At 61.2% G+C, this 18,721-nt stretch carries 19 protein-coding genes; 7 read left to right on the top strand and 12 right to left on the bottom strand.

All coding sequences use genetic code 11. The features are described 5' to 3' along the window. Positions 1–165: 165 nt before the first annotated feature. Positions 166–399: a hypothetical protein gene (locus tag G9Q84_RS02060; protein WP_032886334.1), complete on the top strand. Its 234-nt coding sequence runs from the start codon at positions 166–168 to the stop codon at positions 397–399. Between the two features lie 166 nt (positions 400–565). Next, the gene (locus tag G9Q84_RS02055) at positions 566–1,339 is read left to right on the top strand and encodes a transporter substrate-binding domain-containing protein (protein WP_095183873.1); all 774 of its coding nucleotides are present in this window, start codon (positions 566–568) and stop codon (positions 1,337–1,339) included. A 24-nt stretch (positions 1,340–1,363) separates the two neighbouring features. On the opposite strand, the gene G9Q84_RS02050 is transcribed toward G9Q84_RS02055, so the two are convergent. The 5 genes from G9Q84_RS02050 to G9Q84_RS02030 all read right to left on the bottom strand — a co-directional run bounded on the left by G9Q84_RS02050 (position 1,364) and on the right by G9Q84_RS02030 (position 5,850). Further along, a complete protein-coding gene (locus G9Q84_RS02050; protein ID WP_095183874.1) occupies positions 1,364–2,107 on the bottom strand; it encodes a YkgJ family cysteine cluster protein in 744 nt (247 codons plus the stop codon). A 108-nt stretch (positions 2,108–2,215) separates the two neighbouring features. Beyond that, on the bottom strand, positions 2,216–2,698 hold the full coding sequence (locus tag G9Q84_RS02045; RefSeq protein WP_181642822.1) for a GNAT family N-acetyltransferase: 483 nt from the start codon (positions 2,696–2,698) through the stop codon (positions 2,216–2,218). Positions 2,699–2,701: 3 nt separating this feature from the next. After that, complete coding sequence (locus G9Q84_RS02040) at positions 2,702–3,604, bottom strand: chemotaxis protein CheV (protein ID WP_032886338.1); 903 nt, start codon at positions 3,602–3,604, stop codon at positions 2,702–2,704. Between the two features lie 89 nt (positions 3,605–3,693). After that, positions 3,694–4,668 (bottom strand): 2-hydroxyacid dehydrogenase, encoded by a 975-nt coding sequence (locus G9Q84_RS02035; protein WP_032886485.1) that lies wholly within the window; start codon positions 4,666–4,668, stop codon positions 3,694–3,696. A 213-nt stretch (positions 4,669–4,881) separates the two neighbouring features. Then, positions 4,882–5,850 (bottom strand): LysR family transcriptional regulator, encoded by a 969-nt coding sequence (locus G9Q84_RS02030; protein ID WP_027604744.1) that lies wholly within the window; start codon positions 5,848–5,850, stop codon positions 4,882–4,884. A 182-nt stretch (positions 5,851–6,032) separates the two neighbouring features. Between G9Q84_RS02030 and G9Q84_RS02025 the strand changes: the two genes are divergently transcribed. From G9Q84_RS02025 to G9Q84_RS02010, 4 genes are read left to right on the top strand one after another with little or no spacing between them, the layout of a single operon-like run. Further along, positions 6,033–7,544, top strand: a complete 1,512-nt coding sequence (locus G9Q84_RS02025) for an efflux transporter outer membrane subunit (protein WP_179179504.1) — start codon at positions 6,033–6,035, stop codon at positions 7,542–7,544. 10 nt (positions 7,545–7,554) lie between these two features. Continuing rightward, positions 7,555–9,732, top strand: coding sequence for an FUSC family protein (locus tag G9Q84_RS02020; protein WP_032886340.1), 2,178 nt, complete (start codon positions 7,555–7,557; stop codon positions 9,730–9,732). After that, positions 9,722–9,922 (top strand): DUF1656 domain-containing protein, encoded by a 201-nt coding sequence (locus tag G9Q84_RS02015; RefSeq protein WP_032886341.1) that lies wholly within the window; start codon positions 9,722–9,724, stop codon positions 9,920–9,922. The genes G9Q84_RS02020 and G9Q84_RS02015 overlap by 11 nt, the downstream gene beginning before the upstream one ends. A 10-nt stretch (positions 9,923–9,932) precedes the next feature. Next, positions 9,933–10,793, top strand: coding sequence for an efflux RND transporter periplasmic adaptor subunit (locus G9Q84_RS02010; protein ID WP_122680340.1), 861 nt, complete (start codon positions 9,933–9,935; stop codon positions 10,791–10,793). Between the two features lie 102 nt (positions 10,794–10,895). On the opposite strand, the gene G9Q84_RS02005 is transcribed toward G9Q84_RS02010, so the two are convergent. Further along, a complete protein-coding gene (locus G9Q84_RS02005) occupies positions 10,896–11,297 on the bottom strand; it encodes a DUF4440 domain-containing protein (protein ID WP_181642821.1) in 402 nt (133 codons plus the stop codon). Next, entirely contained in the window at positions 11,297–12,478 is a 1,182-nt protein-coding gene (locus tag G9Q84_RS02000) for an MFS transporter (RefSeq protein ID WP_122755612.1), read from the bottom strand. The genes G9Q84_RS02005 and G9Q84_RS02000 overlap by 1 nt, the downstream gene beginning before the upstream one ends. Before the next feature lie 111 nt (positions 12,479–12,589). On the opposite strand from G9Q84_RS02000, the gene G9Q84_RS01995 reads away from it, so the two are divergent. Next, positions 12,590–13,447, top strand: coding sequence for a LysR family transcriptional regulator (locus G9Q84_RS01995; RefSeq protein ID WP_032886347.1), 858 nt, complete (start codon positions 12,590–12,592; stop codon positions 13,445–13,447). Here the strand turns inward: G9Q84_RS01995 and G9Q84_RS01990 are convergent. The 5 genes from G9Q84_RS01990 to G9Q84_RS01970 all read right to left on the bottom strand — a co-directional run bounded on the left by G9Q84_RS01990 (position 13,444) and on the right by G9Q84_RS01970 (position 18,715). After that, positions 13,444–14,256 (bottom strand): SDR family oxidoreductase, encoded by an 813-nt coding sequence (locus G9Q84_RS01990; protein WP_181642820.1) that lies wholly within the window; start codon positions 14,254–14,256, stop codon positions 13,444–13,446. The genes G9Q84_RS01995 and G9Q84_RS01990 overlap by 4 nt on opposite strands. A gap of 14 nt (positions 14,257–14,270) precedes the next feature. Beyond that, a complete protein-coding gene (locus tag G9Q84_RS01985) occupies positions 14,271–14,735 on the bottom strand; it encodes a multidrug transporter (RefSeq protein ID WP_095183880.1) in 465 nt (154 codons plus the stop codon). Positions 14,736–15,254: 519 nt separating this feature from the next. Then, entirely contained in the window at positions 15,255–16,706 is a 1,452-nt protein-coding gene (locus tag G9Q84_RS01980) for a mannose-1-phosphate guanylyltransferase/mannose-6-phosphate isomerase (RefSeq protein ID WP_032886351.1), read from the bottom strand. Between the two features lie 148 nt (positions 16,707–16,854). After that, on the bottom strand, positions 16,855–17,511 hold the full coding sequence (locus G9Q84_RS01975; protein ID WP_032886353.1) for an alginate O-acetyltransferase AlgF: 657 nt from the start codon (positions 17,509–17,511) through the stop codon (positions 16,855–16,857). A 16-nt stretch (positions 17,512–17,527) separates the two neighbouring features. Beyond that, positions 17,528–18,715: an alginate O-acetyltransferase gene (locus G9Q84_RS01970; protein ID WP_122755614.1), complete on the bottom strand. Its 1,188-nt coding sequence runs from the start codon at positions 18,713–18,715 to the stop codon at positions 17,528–17,530. Positions 18,716–18,721: the final 6 nt, after the last annotated feature.

The raw sequence follows: 18,721 nt of genomic DNA, 5'->3' as shown, positions 1-18,721 counted from the left end.
CCCTTCAACCCGGTCAGCAGGGTGACTGCTAACTGACAGCGCTGTCAGCAAACTCCGACCATTCGTACAGGCGGTGGTTAAAGATCTCAGGCGCGCAGGTATACTGCGCGCCAGTGTGGCCCGCAAGCCGGCCCCGCATCATTTTCTGCACGCTCCGGAGCTTCCATGACTTCCCCGACACAACCCCCTGTTGACGCGACCGACATCGTCGATCCGGCCAGCGCTGAAGGCGTTGAAAAAGCCGAGATCCCGGCGTTTAAGTTTCCGTTCAAGCCGGGTGAGCTGGCTGGGGCCAAGAATGCCGCCCAGCCTTGGTACAAGAACGGTGCCAAAAACGGCCACACCAAGTCACCGGGCATGGCGCCGCCGGGCACCCGTCGTTCGATGGGTAAACGCTGAGGTTAACAAGCGGCACATTGTGTCGATTGTTGCCTACAGCTTCTGCTGATCTTTCTGATTGTAGGTCCACTGCCGTTTCTTGAAAGCTTGCACAGCCTTTGCTCTGCCCCCGAGGTTCATGGGGGGAGCGAGGCGACGCTGGTCTTTCCGGAAAAGGACGTTTCCCTTGGCCCTGATACACATCTGTGTAGTGCTTGCCCTGTTGTTTTCGGCTGATGCCCTTGCGGCCGATGATCAAACGCGTCGCGAAATCCGCTTCGCCGTTGCTGCGCAATTCCCCCCCTTCCAGAGCCGCGACCCGCAAGGGCAGTTGGTTGGCCTCAATATCGAGTTGGGCAATGCCCTGTGCGTGCAGTTGAATGCGCGCTGCGTTTGGGTCGACCAAGTGGTTGTCGAAGACTTCCTCTCCCTTGAAGCCAGAAAATTCGACGCGATCATGGGGATGGCGCCTACGTCGGAACGGCGGCGTTGGGTAAGCTTCACCGATAACCTCTATCCCTTTACCACCCGGCTGGTGGGCCGTAGCACATCAGGCCTGCTGCCCCATGTTAAGTCGCTCAAGGGCAAGCGGGTTGGCGTATTGCTGGGGAGCAATCGTGAAGCGTTTGCCCGTACGAAGTGGGCGCACAGGGGCGTCATCGTCAAGAGCTTCTGGCTCAATAATGATTTGGTCCGCAGTCTGATAGCCGGCGAAATCGACGCGACCCTGCAAGGCACCGTAGAAATTCGCGAAGCCTTGCTCGACACCGACGAAGGTCGGGATTTCGACTTCCTGGGCCCGCCCATTTCGGCCGCATTGCTGGGGGATGGCGTGGCGATTGCGGTGCGTAAGCCCGACACCGCACTGCGCAAGGAACTCAACTGCGCCCTCGAACAGCTGAAACAGAATGGTGAGTATCAGCGGATAATCCGGCATTACCGGTTAGACGCTGCGCCATGAGCGCTTTTGGGGTCGATAAAGAGACTATGCAGCCCGCAACGAAATAAACGCGTAGTTGGCCGGCACCTCGGTAGCAATCTGCGCCCCGGCGTCCAGCACCTGTTCGGCGATGTCCAGCCCGGACACATGAAACACCCACTCATTGGCCACGGACGGCTGATCAATTGCCAACTCAATCGCCTGGGCAAATGCGCCCATGTCCGGCAAGTACGCGGTAAACCCATCCCCCTTGAGCGCTGTGGTGCGAATGCCCAGCAAGGCGCACACCGCTTCCTTGGTCTGCACGTCATCGCGGTCTGCCTGGCGCGAACGCTGGATCAGCGCCCCGAGTTCCTGGTCCATCAGTTCGCCGCCGATGATCAACGCCGGGCCCTGTTCCCAGGATTCTGGCGGGCAATCCTTGGCGGCAGGGTTGAGCGGGATATGCGGGTTGATCTCCATCGGGTAGATGCGGCAGACCAACGGTCGACGCTCATAGATGCGACACAGGTTGTCTTCGTCAAGATTCCGGCAGCGCCCGGCGTTGTAGGCGGCAAACGTGATTGCCACAAATGCTTCGGTGTTGCCGCTGGGCACCACCACCGAACGGCGTTCGGCGTGCTCGCGTTGCTGTTGGGGCAGGCCCAGTCCGCTACCGAGGAATCCCTCTACCAGAACAATGACGTTACCGCCGTCCGCCGCCCACATACGGGCTTCGGCGAGGGTCAGGGGGACGTGGTGGTCGGTGCAGCATTTACCGCAACCGACGCAGGAAAAATGGGTGTTCATGGCGGATCTGTCACCAGGCTAGGTCAGAGGGCACGCAGTTACGGTGACGGGTTTTTACCTCTTTCCACCGGTACGATTCTCTGGAAGCAAGTTATGCGCCAGCGTCTGTCAGTCCTCTTCGACCACATCGCGCAGTACAAACACCATACCCGCGCTCTCGTACAGCTGCCGGGCGCGTAGGTTGCTTTCCAGTACCTTGAGGTCCACATAGGGTTCACCACGTTGCTTGAACACCTGGAAGGTGTGCAGCAATAACGCGCGGCCCAGCCCCTGGCCTTGAGCGCAAGGATGTATGGAGAGGTTCTTGATGAAGGCGCTGGTCCAGCACTGGGCTACGCCGAGGATACCGTCGGCGTTGCTGGCGACCAGGCACAGCGTGGGGTCGAATTCGGCATCGGTGACGAACTGTTGCCGCCATTCATCGAGGTTGGCGACACGACCACCGCCCTGATCCTGGGTCATGCGCAGTACGGCGTGAATCGCTGGGGCCAACGCGTCACGGTAATGGTCCAGCACGGTCCCGGCCGTCCATTGTGGCGCGGGCAGGCCGGCAGTGAGGTCGCGGCGCAGCAGTTGGTAATACGCCGTCACCGATTACAGACCCTGTTGCGCCACGGTTTGCGCAGCCACCACCAGGCATTTGGTCAGTTCGGGGGATGAGAACTTGGTCAGTACCGCGTTGGCGCCGGCCAGGCGCGCTTTTTCGCTGTTCATCGCGCTGTCCAGGGAGGTGTGCAGCAAAACGTACAGATGCTGGAAGTCTGGCGTTTCACGCAGGGTGCGGGTCAGGGCGTAACCGTCCATCTCGGACATCTCAATGTCCGACACCACGACATTGATCTGCGCGGCGGTACCTTGCAGTTCCAGCAGCACATCAATGGCTTCCTTGGCGCTGCGCGCGGTGTGGCAGGTCAGGCCGAGGTTGCGCAGGGTATGAACCGACTGCTGCAGGGCTACCTGGCTGTCATCCACCACCAGAATCCGTGCATTGCCGAGCACTTCGGCTTCTTCCATGGTCAAGTCGGTGGGCGCCGCTTCAATCGGTGCCGGCGCGATGCCGTGGATGACTTTTTCAATGTCCAGCACCTGCACCAGGCCGCCTTCCACCTGAGTCACCCCAGTGATAAACGCACGGTTGCCGCCGGAGCCGTAGGGTGGCGGGCGGATGTCGGTCGTCAGGCAGTGCACGATCTTGCTCACCGCCTGCACATGCAAACCCTGTTTGGAACGGCTCACGTCAGTGACAATCAGGCAGCCGCCGTTCGGGTCTTCCAAGGGCCGTTCGCCCAGGGCGCGGCTCAGGTCGATCACCGACAGCGAGGCACCGCGCAGGGTGGCGATGCCTTTAACGTTCGGATGAGACTCCGGCAGTTTGGTCAGCGGCGGGCAGGGAATGATTTCGCTGACTTTCAGCAGGTTGATGGCCATCAGCTTGCCGCTGCGCAAGGTAAAGAGCAGAAGTGAGAGTGAGTCTGCGCGGGCTTTGGTGGTGGACATAAAAACCTTCTGTGGATCAGGGATGACGATCTATGAAAGGTTATCGACCCAGCCGCTGGAAACTGTAGGCGCGATCAGGGCCCTTAACATCAGCCCTTCCAGACCTGCGGGTTCACCAAATCCTGCGGACGCTCGCCCAGCAGAGCACTGCGCAGGTTGTCCAACGCGCGGTTGGCCATGGCCTCACGGGTTTCATTGGTTGCCGAGCCGATATGCGGCAGGGTCACCGCGTTGCTCAATTGGAACAACGGCGACTGCGCCAGTGGCTCCTGCTCATACACATCCAGCCCGGCGCCGCGAATGGTCTGGTCCTGCAGGGCCTGGATCAGCGCCGGTTCGTCGACCACCGGGCCACGGGAGATGTTGATCAGAATCGCGCTGGATTTCATCAGCCCCAGCTCGCGCGTGCTGATCAGGTGACGGGTCTTGTCGCTCAGCGGCACCACCAGGCAGACAAAATCCGCCTCGGCCAGCAACTGGTCCAGGCTGCGGAATTGCGCGCCCAACTCCTGTTCCAGCTCCAGCTTGCGGCTGTTACCGCTGTACAGAATCGGCATGTTGAAGCCCAGGCGCCCGCGACGGGCCACGGCCGCGCCGATATTGCCCATGCCGACGATGCCCAGGGTCTTGCCGTGTACATCACAGCCAAACAACGGCGCGCCGACGCTGGCTTTCCACTGACCGGCCTTGGTCCAGGCGTCCAGCTCTGCCACTCGGCGCGCGCTGCTCATCAGCAGGGCGAACGCCAGGTCGGCGGTGCTTTCGGTGAGTACGTCAGGGGTGTTGGTGAGCATGATCCCGCGCTCGTTGAAGTACGGCACGTCGTAGTTGTCGTAGCCCACTGACACGCTGGACACCACCTCCAGTTTGCTCGCGCCTTCGAGCTGCGCACGGCCCAACTTGCGACCCACGCCGATCAAACCGTGGGCGTGGGGCAGGGCTTCATTGAACTGCGCATTGATGTCGCCCAGCTTTGGATTTGGCGCGATCACCTCGAAATCCTGTTGCAGGCGTTCGATCATGGCTGGGGTGACGCGGCTGAAGGCGAGGACAGTCTTTTTCATAGCAGGCGGGCTCATCGACTACGGAAGAATGCCAAGCAAGCTAACATTCCTTGCCACTGTTGTCAGGACACGGCAGACCTAAAGTGGGCAGGGAAACATGTAGGAGGGGGCTTGCTCCCGATAGCGGTGCGTCAGTCGCCAGATGTATTGACCGATCCACTGCCATCGGGAGCAAGCCCCCTCCCACATTTGACCTGTATCGCCTGGTAGCAATCAGTTCGCCAGGCGCGCACCGCTCAGGCTGCCACTCAACTCGTACGCCACCAGCTCCGCCTGATGCGCCGCCAGAATCTCCGGCAACGAACCGCGCAGGTATTCCACCCAGGTCTTGATCTTCGCATCCAGGTACTGGCGCGAGGGGTAGATGGCGTACAGGTTCAGCTCCTGGGAACGGTAGGTGGGCATGACCCGCACCAAGGTGCCATTACGCAGGCCTTCAATGGCCGCATACACCGGCAACAGGCCTACGCCCATGCCGCTGGTGATCGCGGTTTTCATCGCGTCCGCCGAGTTCACCAGAAACGGCGAGGTGTTGATCGCCACGCTTTCCTGGCCTTCGGGGCCGTTGAAGGTCCACTTGTCCAACTGAATCACTGGGCTGACCAGGCGCAGGCAGGCATGGTTGAGCAAGTCCTGGGGGCGCTGTGCACAGCCCTTGGCCTTGACGTAGTCGGGCGAGGCGCAGGCGATGCTGTAGGTGATGCCCAGGCGTTGGGAGACGAAGCCTGAATCCGGCAGTTCGCTGGCCAGCACGATGGACACGTCATAGCCCTCGTCCAACAGGTCCGGCACGCGGTTGGCCAGGGTCAGGTCGAAGGTCACGTCCGGGTGGGTGCGGCGGTAGCGGGCAATGGCGTCGATTACGAAGTGCTGGCCGATACCGGTCATGGTGTGCACTTTCAACTGTCCGGCGGGGCGCGCATGGGCGTCGCTGGCTTCGGCCTCGGCTTCTTCGACGTAGGCCAGGATCTGTTCGCAGCGCAGTAGGTAGCGTTTACCTGCTTCGGTAAGGGCAATGCGCCGGGTGGTGCGGTTGAGCAAGCGGGTTTGCAGATGGGCCTCCAGATTGGAGACCGCGCGCGAGACGTTGGCCGTGGTGGTGTCCAGTTGGGCGGCAGCGGCGGTGAAGCTGCCGGCTTCGGCCACGCAACTGAAGGCGCGCATGTTTTGCAAAGTGTCCATGGAGTGTTCTCAGGGGAGATAACAAATTGTGACAGAAAGTTACGCCGTCCAGTGATCCCTACCAACGGATTATCGCTTGAACGGTAACAAAGATTCACAGGAATGCCAGCTTATCGCCATTCCTCCCGCCCCCTAGAATTGCGCCACCTTCCCCGCATCACCACCTCAGGAATTCGCTTGCCGTGCCGCGTCGCATCAGCAGAGAGCTGAAGACTCTCAGTGTTTGGGCCTTATCGTTAGCAATCAGCGGCTGCATCGGAACCGGAGGAATCGCCCCCCAAGGCCACGCGTTGAACGCCAATACCCTGGCCACCGACGAAGCGATCCAGAGCGCCGCCCAGGACGCCCATTGGCCCACCGCACAATGGTGGCAAGCCTACGGCGACCCGCAACTTAACCATTGGGTCGAACTCGCCACGCACAGCAGCCCGAGCATGGCCATCGCCGCCGCGCGGGTGCGAGAAGCGCGGGCGATGGCCGGGGTTGCCGAGTCGGCCGAGTCGTTGCAGGTCAACAGCGACACCACCCTCAAGCGCCACAACTGGCCCAAGGATCAGTTCTACGGCCCCGGCGAACTGAGCGGCGCCAATACCTGGGATAACAACTCATCCTTGGGCCTGAGCTACGCCCTCGATCTGTGGGGCCGCGAAAGCAACGCCACCGAGCGTGCCGTCGACCTGGCGCACATGAGCGCTGCCGAGGCGCGCCAGGCCCAGTTGGAATTGCAGAACAACGTGGTGCGCGCCTATATCCAGCTGTCGTTGCACTACGCCAACCGCGATATCGTCGCCGCTACGTTGGCCCAGCAACAGCAGATCCTCGACCTGGCCAACAAACGCCTTGATGCCGGGATCGGCACCCACTTCGATGTAAGCCAGGCCGAAACCCCGCTGCCGGAAACCCACCGCCAACTGGACGCCCTCGACGAAGAAATCGCCCTGAGCCGTAACCAACTGGCGGCCTTGGCGGGTAAAGGCCCGGGGGAGGGCGCGCAGTTGCAACGGCCGAGCCTGTCCCTTGCCGCGCCACTGAAACTGCCGTCCACCCTGCCTGCGCAGTTGCTCGGCCAGCGCCCGGATGTGGTCGCCAGCCGTTGGCAAGTGGCGGCCCAGGCCCGTGGCATCGATGTGGCTCACGCGGGTTTTTATCCCAACGTGGATCTGGTCGGCAGCCTCGGCTACATGGCCACCGGTGGCGGCATGCTGGAGTTTCTGGCGGGCAAGAAATTCAACTACAACGTCGGTCCGGCGATCACCTTGCCGATCTTCGACGGCGGCCGCTTGCGTGCCGAGTTGGGTGAAGCCAGCGCCGGTTACGACATCGCCGTTGCTCGTTACAACCAGACCCTGATCAATGCGCTCAAGGGCATCAGCGACCAGTTGATCCGCCGAGAATCCATGGACAAGCAACAAGGATTCGCCGCGCAATCGGTGGCCTCGGCGCAGAAAACCTATGACATCGCGATGATCGCCTACCAGCGCGGCCTCACCGATTACCTCAATGTGCTCAACGCCCAGACCCTGTTGTTTCGCCAGCAACAGATCGAGCAGCAGGTCCAGGCCGCGCGTTTGAGCGCACACGCCGAACTGGTGACCGCCCTGGGCGGTGGCCTCGAAGCAGGCAAGGACGCACCGCAGGACGCCAAGACCCTCCCGAGCAAAACCCCGGCGGCCCTCGCCGTATTCGATCACTGAGTAGGTTGTAATGACTCCCTTGCCTGCACCGCTGCGCTGGCTGCATTCCCTTGAGTGGCGCCGTGGTTTTTTCGACTGGGCACGCAGCGACGGCGTGACCTGGGTGTACATCTTCAAGGTGTTGATCGCCGCGTTCCTCACTCTGTGGCTGGCCATGCGCCTGGAGTTGCCGCAACCGCGCACCGCGATGATCACCGTGTTTATCGTGATGCAGCCGCAGAGCGGCCAGGTGTTCGCCAAGAGCTTTTACCGCTTCCTTGGCACCCTGACGGGCTCGGCGGTGATGGTGTTGTTGATCGCCTTGTTTGCGCAAAACACCGAACTGTTTCTGGGCGCCTTGGCGATCTGGGTCGGCATCTGCACCGCCGGTGCGACGCGCAACCGTAACTTCCGTGCCTATGGGTTTGTGCTGGCCGGTTATACGGCGGCGATGGTTGGCCTACCGGCGCTGGCCCATCCGGATGGCGCCTTTATGGCGGCCGTTTGGCGAGTACTGGAAATCTCCCTGGGAATTATCTGCTCCACGCTGGTGAGCGCTGCGATTCTGCCGCAGACCTCCAGCGCCGCCATGCGCAATGCCTTGTATCAGCGCTTCGGGGTGTTCGCGCAGTTCGTCACCGATGGCTTACGCGGGCGCAGCCAGCGTGAAGGCTTCGAGGCCAGCAACGTGCGCTTCATCGCCGAAGCCGTGGGCCTGGAAGGGCTGCGCAGCGTTACCGTGTTCGAAGACCCGCATATGCGCCGGCGCAATGGCCGGCTCAGTCGCCTCAACAGCGAATTCATGAGCATCACCACGCGCTTCAATGCCTTGCACCAGTTGCTCGAACGGCTGCGCACGGATGCTGCGGATCACGTGGCGGCGGCGATCAAGCCCGGCCTGCAGGACCTTGCCGAAGTGCTCGATGGGTTCTCCGGTCGCGCATTAACCAGCCCCGATGCGGCACGCCTCGTCAACCAACTGTCGGCCTACAAAGACGGCCTGCCGGCCAAGGTACGCAGCCTGCGCACGGCCTTCCAGGAAGGTGAGCCCACTGAGGCCGAGCAACTGGATTTCCATACCGCCTACGAGTTGCTTTACCGCTTCGTCGACGACCTGCACAACTACGCGCAAACCCATGCCTCACTGGCCGACCACAGCCATGCGCGGGAAGACTGGGACGAAGCCTACACGCCGAAAACCAACTGGCTGGCCTGCGCCGCTTCGGGGATTCGTGCGTCGTTTATCCTGATCGTGCTCGGCAGTTATTGGGTGGCGACCGCCTGGCCCAGCGGCGCCACCATGACCCTGATTGCCGCCGCTACCGTCGGCCTGTCAGCCGCCACGCCCAACCCGAAACGCATGGCGTTCCAGATGGCCTGCGGCACCTTGATCGGCGCGTTGGTGGGCTTTGTCGAAATGTTCTTCGTGTTCCCGTGGATCGACGGCTTCCCGCTGCTGTGCGTGATGCTCGCGCCGGTGATCATCCTCGGTGCTTTCCTCGCCTCACGCCCGCAGTACGCAGGCGTTGGCGTGGGCCTGCTGATTTTCTTCAGCACGGGCTCGGTGCCGGACAATCTCACGGTTTACAACCCCTATACCTTCATCAACGACTACATCGCCATGATCATCGGCATGCTGGTGTGTGCGGCCGCCGGCGCGATCATCCTGCCGCCCAACAGCCGCTGGCTGTGGCGCCGCCTGGAGCAGGATTTGCGCGAGCAGGTGGTGTACGCGATCAGCGGCAAGCTCAAGGGTTTGGCGTCGAGTTTTGAAAGCCGCACCCGTGACCTGTTGCACCAAGCCTATGGCCTCGCCGTCGGTCAGCCGCAGGTACAACGTGATTTGCTGCGCTGGATGTTTGTTGTGCTGGAAGTCGGTCACGCGATCATCGAGTTGCGCAAGGAACAAGCGATCCTGCCAGTGCACCCGGCGTATGCCGAGTCCCAGCCGTGGCGCCAGGCGATCCGCGTGATGGGCCGCTCGCTGGTGCGGCTGTTCCTGCAACCCAGCGCGAGCAATCTGGAGCGCGGCCTGATCGCCGTCGACCACGCGATCAGCCGCGTGCAGGCCACCGACGAACCCTTCGCCCCACACTTCGACACCTCGGCGCTGCGCCGGGTGAAGAGCTACCTGCACTTTATCCGCACCTCGTTGCTCGACCCGCAATCGCCGCTGGCGGCCCTTAAAGGATCCCCCCATGCCCCGTGAAATCGCGTTCCACGGCCTCTACATGCCGACGATGACCTTGATGTTCCTGATCGCTGCAGGCCTGGCGTGGGCGCTGGACCGCTTCTTGGCCGGCTTCGACCTGTACCGTTTTTTCTGGCACCCGGCGTTGCTGCGCCTGAGCCTGTTCGTTTGCCTGTTCGGCGCCCTGGCGCTGACCGTCTACCGTTGAGAATGCCCCGATGAAAAAGTTTTTCAGCCTGCTTGCGACCCTGCTGGTATTGGCTTTGGCGATCTGGATTGGCCGCACGTTGTGGGTGCACTACATGGAAACGCCATGGACCCGCGACGGCCGGGTACGCGCCGACATCATCAACGTCGCGGCGGACGTTACCGGCGAAGTGGTCGACGTGCCCGTGCGCGATAACCAATTGGTCAAAAAGGGCGACCTGCTGATGCAGATCGACCCCGAGCACTACCGCATTGCGGTCAAGCAAGCGCAATCGTTGGTGGCCTCGCGCAAAGCCACCTGGGAGATGCGCAAGGTCAACGCCCACCGCCGCGCCGACCTCGACGCCTTGGTGATTTCCAAGGAAAACCGCGATGACGCCAGCAACATCGCCGACTCGGCCCTGGCGGATTACCAGCACGCGCTGGCACAACTCGAAGCGGCCGAACTCAACTTGAAACGCACCCAGGTCGTGGCGGCGGTGGATGGCTACGTCACTAACCTCAACGTGCATCGTGGCGACTACGCGCGCATCGGTGAAGCCAAGCTGGCCGTGGTGGATATGAACTCGTTCTGGGTCTATGGCTTCTTCGAAGAAACCAAGCTGCCCCATGTGAACGTCGGTGACAAAGCCGATATGCAGTTGATGAGCGGCGAGACGTTGAAGGGCCACGTAGAAAGCATCTCCCGAGGCATCTACGACCGTGACAACCCCGAGAGCCGCGAGCTGATCGCCGACGTGAACCCGACCTTCAACTGGGTGCGCCTGGCCCAGCGCGTGCCTGTGCGAATTCACATTGATGAAGTGCCGGAAGGCGTTTTGTTGGCGGCGGGCATCACCTGCACCGTGATCGTTAACCAAACGCCGAACTGAAATGTGGGAGGGGGCTTGCTCCCGATTGCGGTGAATCAGTCAACGTATCAAGTGACTGATACTCCGCAATCGGGAGCAAGCCCCCTCCCACATTTGACCGAGTCAGGCCTTGATAAATGTTTCATGCAAATGCCGCCACAACAGCGCGCCACTCGCCTGCTTCTCAAACACCACGGTCGCGCGGCGATCGGTCCTAGTACCGCTGTCATCCACCTGAAGCTCCCGATAAGTCACCGTGGCCCCGCGCGCATGTCGGTCAATCCCGGTCATTTCACTCAAGGTGATTTTCAATCCCGGGCGCATTCCGCCCAGGCGAGTGAACAGAGCGTTGACCCCGGCGGCATTGACGCGTGTGCCGGTGGTGGGGGCGATCATGCTGAACTCGGGCGAGAAGCGCGCAAGCAGGTTTTGCAGGGTGCCTTCTGGCGCAACCCCGGCAAACCATTGCTCGATCTCGACGTGGGTCTGGATCACTTCTTCAAAAAAATCGCTGTAATCGATCATCAGGGAGACTCACTGGCAGGGTGGAGCAATGTGCGGACCCTGGACGCATCCAGGCGCAGCACTGCAAAAAGAGGCAGCAGGGTCAAGGCTGCTGCAATCGTGAAGGTTAAGGCGTAAGAATCCAAGGCCGACAACAGCGCACTGAGTGCGGCTGCGCCCAGGCAAAAGCTGATTTGCCGATTGATATTCCACAAAGCGCTGGCGTTGCCCATGCGTTCGGCGGGGATGTCGAGAAACGCCAGCGTCTGTGCCGTGCTGCTGCACAAGCTGCCGCCCAGGCCCATCAAGGCGTAGGCCGGAATAATCAGGGCCGGTTCGTTCAACACCAGAATGCCACTGCATTGCAGCGCCATGCCCGCCATCAGCAACGGTTTTGGCCCGCAGCGATTGAACAGTTTTTTGCCGAGGAAAATCGCCAGTGCCGAGGCCATTGCCCAAGGCAGCATCAGCGCGCCGGTTTGGGTGGCGTCGTATCCAAGGTCGTGAAGGTAGAGGATGGCGATCAGGCTGGTGCCGATGAATACGCCGGGAATGAACAAATAGACCAGCATGGCGATTCGCAGCATAGGGCTGCTGACCTGTTTGAAAATACGGCTCACCTCCAGCTTGGGACGTACACGCGTGGGGGTGTCGGGTTTTATCCACAGCTGTGCGAGCAGCAAGGTGATCAATGCCAGCGGCAGGTTGGCATAGAAGATCCAGCGCCAGGAGAGGCTGTCGACAATCAAGCCGCCCAACGCCGGTGACAGTGCGGGAACCAACAGCGCCACCGACATCACCCTGGCCGTGAGTTGGCTGCGCTCTGCGGGAGGAAAATGCCGATAAGCCATCGCCTGTCCCACGGGAATCAACAGGCCGCCGCCCAACCCTTGCAATAAACGCCAACCGATCAGCGCTTCAATCGAACTCGCCTGCCCCACCATTACCGACGCCCCGGCAAACAGCAGCAAGCTGACGACCATCAAGCCGCGCTCACCCATCATGGCTGCCAGCCATACGCTGAACGGGATAATCACGGTGAGGCCGAGCATGTAGGCGTTGCCCACCCACGCCAATTGTGTGACCGAGGCGTGCAATTCGCGGGCGATATCCGGGTAGGCGACCGTGGCGACGAACATGTTCACCAGGTCGAGGGCAAAGCCCAGTAAAAAGATCCAGGTGACTTTCGAGGGGTAGGTCATGGGCGCGATCCTGCAAGAGAGGCCGGCAGGGTAGGCGTCACGGCGGGTTTGGGATACGCCGCTTTGGCTGCTACTTTGTCAAAAATATTTTGACAAAGGAGGGCCCGGCTGATGGTAAGCCTGGACCGATTCGATACGTTCAAGGCCGTGGTCGAGGCCGGCTCGCTCACGGCAGCGGCCGATCTACTGGGCCAGACCCGCGCCGTGGTCAGTTTCAACCTCAAGCGCCTGGAAGCTGAACTCGGCGTCACCTTGCTGACCCGCAACACCCGTCAGCTGGCGCTGACCGATGCCGGCGAACGCTTCTACCTGCGTTGCACACGCGTGCTCGAAGAAGCGCAATTGGCCGTGGAAGAAGCCCGCTCGGAGCATGCCCAGCTCAAGGGCACCCTGCGCATCACCACCACAGTGGAATATGCGCTGGCCGTGGTTGCCCCGGCGGTGGAAGCTTTCCGCAGCCAGCACCCGGACTTGAACATTCACTTATCCACATCCTCCACTCACGCGGATTTGATCTCCGAGCGTTTTGATGTGGCAATAAGATTGGGGCGGCTGCTGGATTCCAATCATCGCGCGGTGCAGTTGTCGACGTTCGAGGTGTTTGCGGTAGCGGCGCCAGCGCTTGCCGGGGCGCAAACGCTGGATGAGCTGGAACACATGCCCAAGCTGGGCCATGGCCGTTTGACGGAACTGAGCGTGACCGACCCTTCGGGTGGCGAGCATCAGTTCCGCACCGGGCCCGCTGCACTGGTGGCCGACAGCGCAGCAGTGCTCCAGGCGTTTGCCGTGCGCGGCCATGGAGTGGCAGTCCTGCCGCAATGGCTGGTACAGGATGACCTGGAGGCTGGGCGATTGATCCGCTTGCTGGCAGACCATCGTTTCGCCCCACAGGGGGTTTATGGGGTGTATCCGGACACGCGGCACTTGCCCCTGAAAGTGCGGGCGTTTATTGATTTTATGAAGGGTTAAAGCTTTCCGGCCAAGCCGAAGCGCTTTTTCAATACGGTCTCAAGCAACCCCTTGGGCAACAACGCCGCCATCAACGGCAACGCCCGGCTGCCGTTGCCCGAGCGCAACAGGCGCGGAGGCTGTGGTTGTTGCACCGCCTTGACCACATCCGCCGCAAACACGCTGGCTGGGGTGGGCTTGTCCTGAGAGGCCTGGCTGCGTGCACGGATACCTTCGCGCAACGGCCACCACGGCGATTTTTCGTTGATCAACAGCTCGGCCTGGGCGCCGGCGTTTTTTGCAAAGCTTGTATCGATGGCGCCGGGTTGCACTTCCATCACTCGGATGCCAAAGGGTGCCAGCTCCATGCGCAAAGCATCGCTCAAGGCATGCACTGCTGCCTTGGAGGCGCAGTAGGCGCCGGCAAACGGGGTGACCAATACGCCGGAAACGCTGCCGATATTTACCACCAGGCCTTTGCTGCGACGCAGTGCGGGAAAGAACGCCTGGGTCACGCCGACGATGGAAAACACATTGGTCTCGAATTGCCGCTGCATCGCTTCTGTGCCGCCATCGAGCAGCGGACCCATGGCGCCATAGCCGGCATTGTTAATCAACACGTCCAACTCCCCCCATTGCTCGGCCAGGTGTTGCAGGGCGGCGCTGTCGTTAACGTCCAGTTGCAGGGCGTTGAAACCGGCGGCGCTAAGGGCGTCGACGTCGTCCTGGCGGCGGGCGCTGGCCCATACGTCGAAGCCAGCAGCCTTGAAGGTATCGGCCAGGGCGCGACCGATGCCGCTGGAACATCCGGTGATGAGTACGTTGGGCATGGTTCAGTCCTTTGTCAGTCCGAGAAGCTGCCTTGCAGGTGCTCGGCACGAAATTCCAGGGTTTGCGGGCGGTAACCGGGGCGCAGCGGTGGGGTGGGAAGACAATCGTCCCACGTCGCGCCGGCCTGCAATTCGCCGGGGCCTCGATAGCGCGGGGCAGCATAGACGTTATCGGCCAGGTTGACCGTGTCGCCCGGCGCATAGGCGGCGACGCGCCAGCGCAGTTCGGTCAGCGGCACGTCGTTGCCGTTGTTCAGGGTCAATTTCAGCGGGCGGTCGGCGGGGCAGTCCTGCGGGGCGTAGGTGATGCGCAGTTCAAGGCGGGCCAGTTGCGAGGCTTCGCGGCTGTCCAGCCACACCACCCAGACGGCCACGAGACCCAAGCCTGCCAAGGCAGCAAGAGAAACCGGAAGGGCCTTGGCCGGGTAGCGCAGCAGCAGGATCAGCCAGGTGATGATCAGGAGAACGCCGAAGAACATGGAGACCACCTCGAATAGAGAACGAGCATCCTAACTTAAGCGTAGGTGGGATTGGCTACCTTGAGTGCTGTGGTGGGCGTGCCGGCCTCATCGGGGGCAAGCCCCCTCCCACATTTATCCGCGTACAGCACTTTGGAGTGCGGTCGAATGTAGGAGGGGCAAGCCCCCTCCCACATTTATCCGCGTACAGCCTTTGGAGTGCGGTCGAAGGTGGGAGGGGCAAGCCCCCGGCCACATTTATCCGCGTACAGCCTTTGGAGTGCGGTCGAAGGTGGGAGGGGCAAGCCCCCGGCCACATTTATCCGCGTACAGCCTTTGGAGTGCGGTCGAATGTAGGAGGTGCAAGCCCCCGGCCACATTTATCCGCGTACAGCCTTTGGAATGCGGTCGAAGGTGGGAGGGGGCTTGCCCCCGATGAGGCCCTCACAGCCAGCGCAAATCCCAAACAAAAAGCCCCCACCCAACCCACTGCGGATAGGGGACGCAATGGGCTGGGTGAGGGCTTCTTGTACGACTGTTTTACTGCGCGATAGTTTTCACCGACACGCCACGTTCAACCGGCGTCGAGCGTCCGTAGATATCTTCAAAACGCTCGATATCGTCTTCGCCCAGGTAGCTGCCCGATTGCACTTCGATGATCTCCAACGGGATCTTGCCCGGGTTGCGCAGGCGGTGCACCGAGGCGATCGGGATGTAGGTGGACTGGTTCTCGCAGAGCAGGAACACGTTCTCGTCACAGGTGACTTCGGCAGTGCCGCTCACCACGATCCAGTGTTCGGCGCGGTGGTGGTGCATCTGCAGCGACAGGCACGCGCCCGGCTTGACCGAGATGTGCTTGACCTGGAAGCGACCGCCCATGTCCACCGAGTCGTAGGAGCCCCACGGACGATAGACTTCGCAGTGGTTCTGGGTTTCGCTGCGGCCCTGTTCGTTGAGGGTGTTGACCATCTGCTTGACGCCCTGGACCTTGTCCTTGTGGGCAATCATCATCGCGTCCTTGGTTTCCACCACGACGATGTTTTCCAGGCCGATCACCGACACCAGTTTGCCGTTGCCGTGGATCATGCAGTTCTTGCTGTCCTGGATTACCACGTCGCCCTTGGTGACGTTACCGTTGGCGTCTTTATCGTTGACCGCCCACAGCGAAGCCCAGCAACCCACGTCGCTCCAACCGGCGCTCAGCGGTACGACGCAGGCGCGTTGGGTTTTTTCCATCACGGCGTAGTCGATGGAGTTGTCCGGGCAGCAGGCGAAGGTGGCTTCGTCGAAGGACACGGTGTCGGCGTCTTGCTGGCTGCGTTCCAGGGTCAGCACGCAGGTGTCGTAGATGTCCGGGTCGTGCTTTTTCAGCTCTTCCAGGAAGCGGCTGGCGCGGAACAGGAACATGCCGCTGTTCCAGAAATAACCGCCGCTTTTGACGAACTCGACGGCGCGTTTTTCATCGGGTTTTTCCACGAACTGCTGCACGCGGCTAACGCCTTCGGGCAGCAGCGAATCGTTGGTGGACTTGATGTAGCCGTAGCCGGTTTCCGGACGGGTCGCCGGTACACCGAAGAGCACCATCTCGCCACGTTCGGCAGCCACGGTGGCCAGGGCCAGGGCGCGTTGCAGGGCTTTCTGGTCGTCGATCACGTGGTCGGCAGGCAACACCAGCATCAGCTCGTCACGGCCTTCGTTGACCAGCATCATCGCGGTCAGGGCCACGGCCGGCGCGGTGTTGCGACCGAACGGTTCCATCAGGATGCGTTGGCATTCCAGTTTACGGTTGGCCAGTTGCTCGTTGACGATGAAGCGATGGTCCTTGTTGCAGACCACGATCGGGGAGTCCATGCCTTCGAACACCAGGCGTTCCAGGGTTTGCTGGAACAGCGTGTGCTCACCGGTCAGGGCCAGGAATTGTTTTGGGAACTGTTTGCGGGAAAGCGGCCAAAGACGTGAGCCGCTACCACCGGAAAGGATTACTGGGATCATGTGTTTCTCCTTGAATCAATTGGGTCAGAGCCTGTGGGAGGGGGCTTGCTCCCGATGGCGGTGATTCAGTCAGCACATCTGTTACTGAACCACCGTATTCGCTAGCAAGCCCGCTCCCACAAGGGGGAGCGTCAATTTCAAAAGCTAATCAGCGGGTCGACACCGGGCGCTTGACCCAAACTGGCGACAAGCTCGAACCCGAGCCGGTGACATACAGCACCGCCGCTTCACCACGTTCCAACGCAACCGGCTTCACATCGCCGACTTTCTTGTCACCGTCATACAACGCCAGGCTCACCTTCACCGGGTTGATTTCGCGCTCGCCACGGCCTTTGGCAGCCACCGACTTGACCACATCAGTCTTGCCATCGGCGGTCTTCAGGGTCAGGGCCTTGTCGCTGAGGTTCTGCACGCGCACCAGAGACTTTTGCTTGTTCTTGAACGGCGGTTCCTCGATCAGTTGAGGTTGGCCGCTGCCGCTGTTGACCAAGGTGTAGTAGTGATCGGCGGCGAGTTTGACCGGCAGGCTCTGGCTGCCAACCTTGGCGCTGTAGTCACCGCCCGGCATGAAGCTGAAGTCGCTGCTGGCCAGTGGCGCAACCTCGTTGAGATTGGTGTTGCCGACGGTGGCGCTGACTTCCTGGTTGCTGGCGTTATAGATACGTACGAAGCTCGAACCTTTTGGCGCGGTAGGGCCGTAGAGCGCGGCATCACCACCGGCGAAGGCGGACAGGGATACGAAGCTCAGACCGGCAGCAATAGCCAGGGTTTTAGCGAGACGACGAGGAGTTGTAGTGAAAGTCATGTGAGTTACCTCTCTTTCAGTTTTGCGCCCGGTCGGGCGTCTCGGATTTCTGATTTTTAATAGCTGGGGTGTTCAGTGCCATGTTCTGTTGGCGCGAACCGGCTTGTTTAAGTTGCGCAACCCACGCGGGGTCGGCATCACCGATTTCGTTGTTTACGGGCAGATAACGTTCAGGAAACTCCCAGATCAGCACCTGTGGCGGGCTGTTCTTGAAGTCATCACTTTTCAGGTAGCTGAGCATCGGCAGGATCGGGCCGTGGCCGTCTTCGGAGTAGTTGATGACGTCGCTGCCCAAGGCTTGCTTGAGCGCACCGACAAAGTTCCAGTTCGGGTTGGCGCTGTAGCTGGTGCCCACGAGTGCCACCGGGGTTTCGCTGTCGGCAAACAGCGCGTCGTCGCCTTTGGTTTCGGCCAGGTGCGTGACGCGTTTTTCCAGCGGTTCTTTGGGCGGCATCAGGTTTTCGAACAGCGGGTCCAGGGGCAGGAACAGACGCAGGTCGCCTTTGTGTGGCTCGGTCTTTTCAGCCTCGGTGACAAAGCGCTGTGGCTCGCCGTGGAGCGGTGTCTTGTCGGCAATCGTCTTGGCCAATTGCTTGGCGGCAACTTCGGCACCGTCCGGTGTCCAGTGGGTGTCGGTGCGCAGGAACACTTGCTTACCGCTCAACTTGGCCTGTTGCAACGGGCCGAGCAGGTCGGGAGCAGGGATGTTGTCTGCGGCAACACGGGCATGGAAGTCCTGGTACAGATTGGCGTGGATGCTCGCCGGTTTTACTTCACCCAGGTGTTCCGGGTACAGGCGCACCTTGGCCGGCACGATCGCCATCACCAGTTGGATGCCTTGGGCTTTAAGCTTCTGGCGTACGCCTTCGACCAGCGCGTAGTTGCCTTGCAGGTTCTGGTCTTCGTTGACGGCGGGGTTGAACTCCTCGTCGCTGTACAACCAGTGATCGCGGCCCAGCACCACGCCAGGGCGGCCTTCATTGAACAGCTTGTAATCCAGCGCCGCCCAGAGGTTGGTGCCGAGGCGCTTGATCGGGAACTCGTCGTCGTAGTGAGTCTCGACGGCCTTGGTCCAGCGGCCGTTGAGCACCGTGGCCTCGGCGTTGGTGCTGAAGCCAAAGAAGCTACGCAGCGACCAGGCGCCCAGGGCCAACAGCAGCACCATGAACAGGCTGATATAGAGGACGCGTAATGAACGGGTCATGGTCGG

It is taken from the genome of Pseudomonas sivasensis, from assembly GCF_013778505.1.
Lineage (GTDB): Bacteria > Pseudomonadota > Gammaproteobacteria > Pseudomonadales > Pseudomonadaceae > Aquipseudomonas > Aquipseudomonas sivasensis.
Note: the sequence above shows the minus strand (reverse complement) of the source record. Positions and strands in the feature narration are given on the sequence as shown.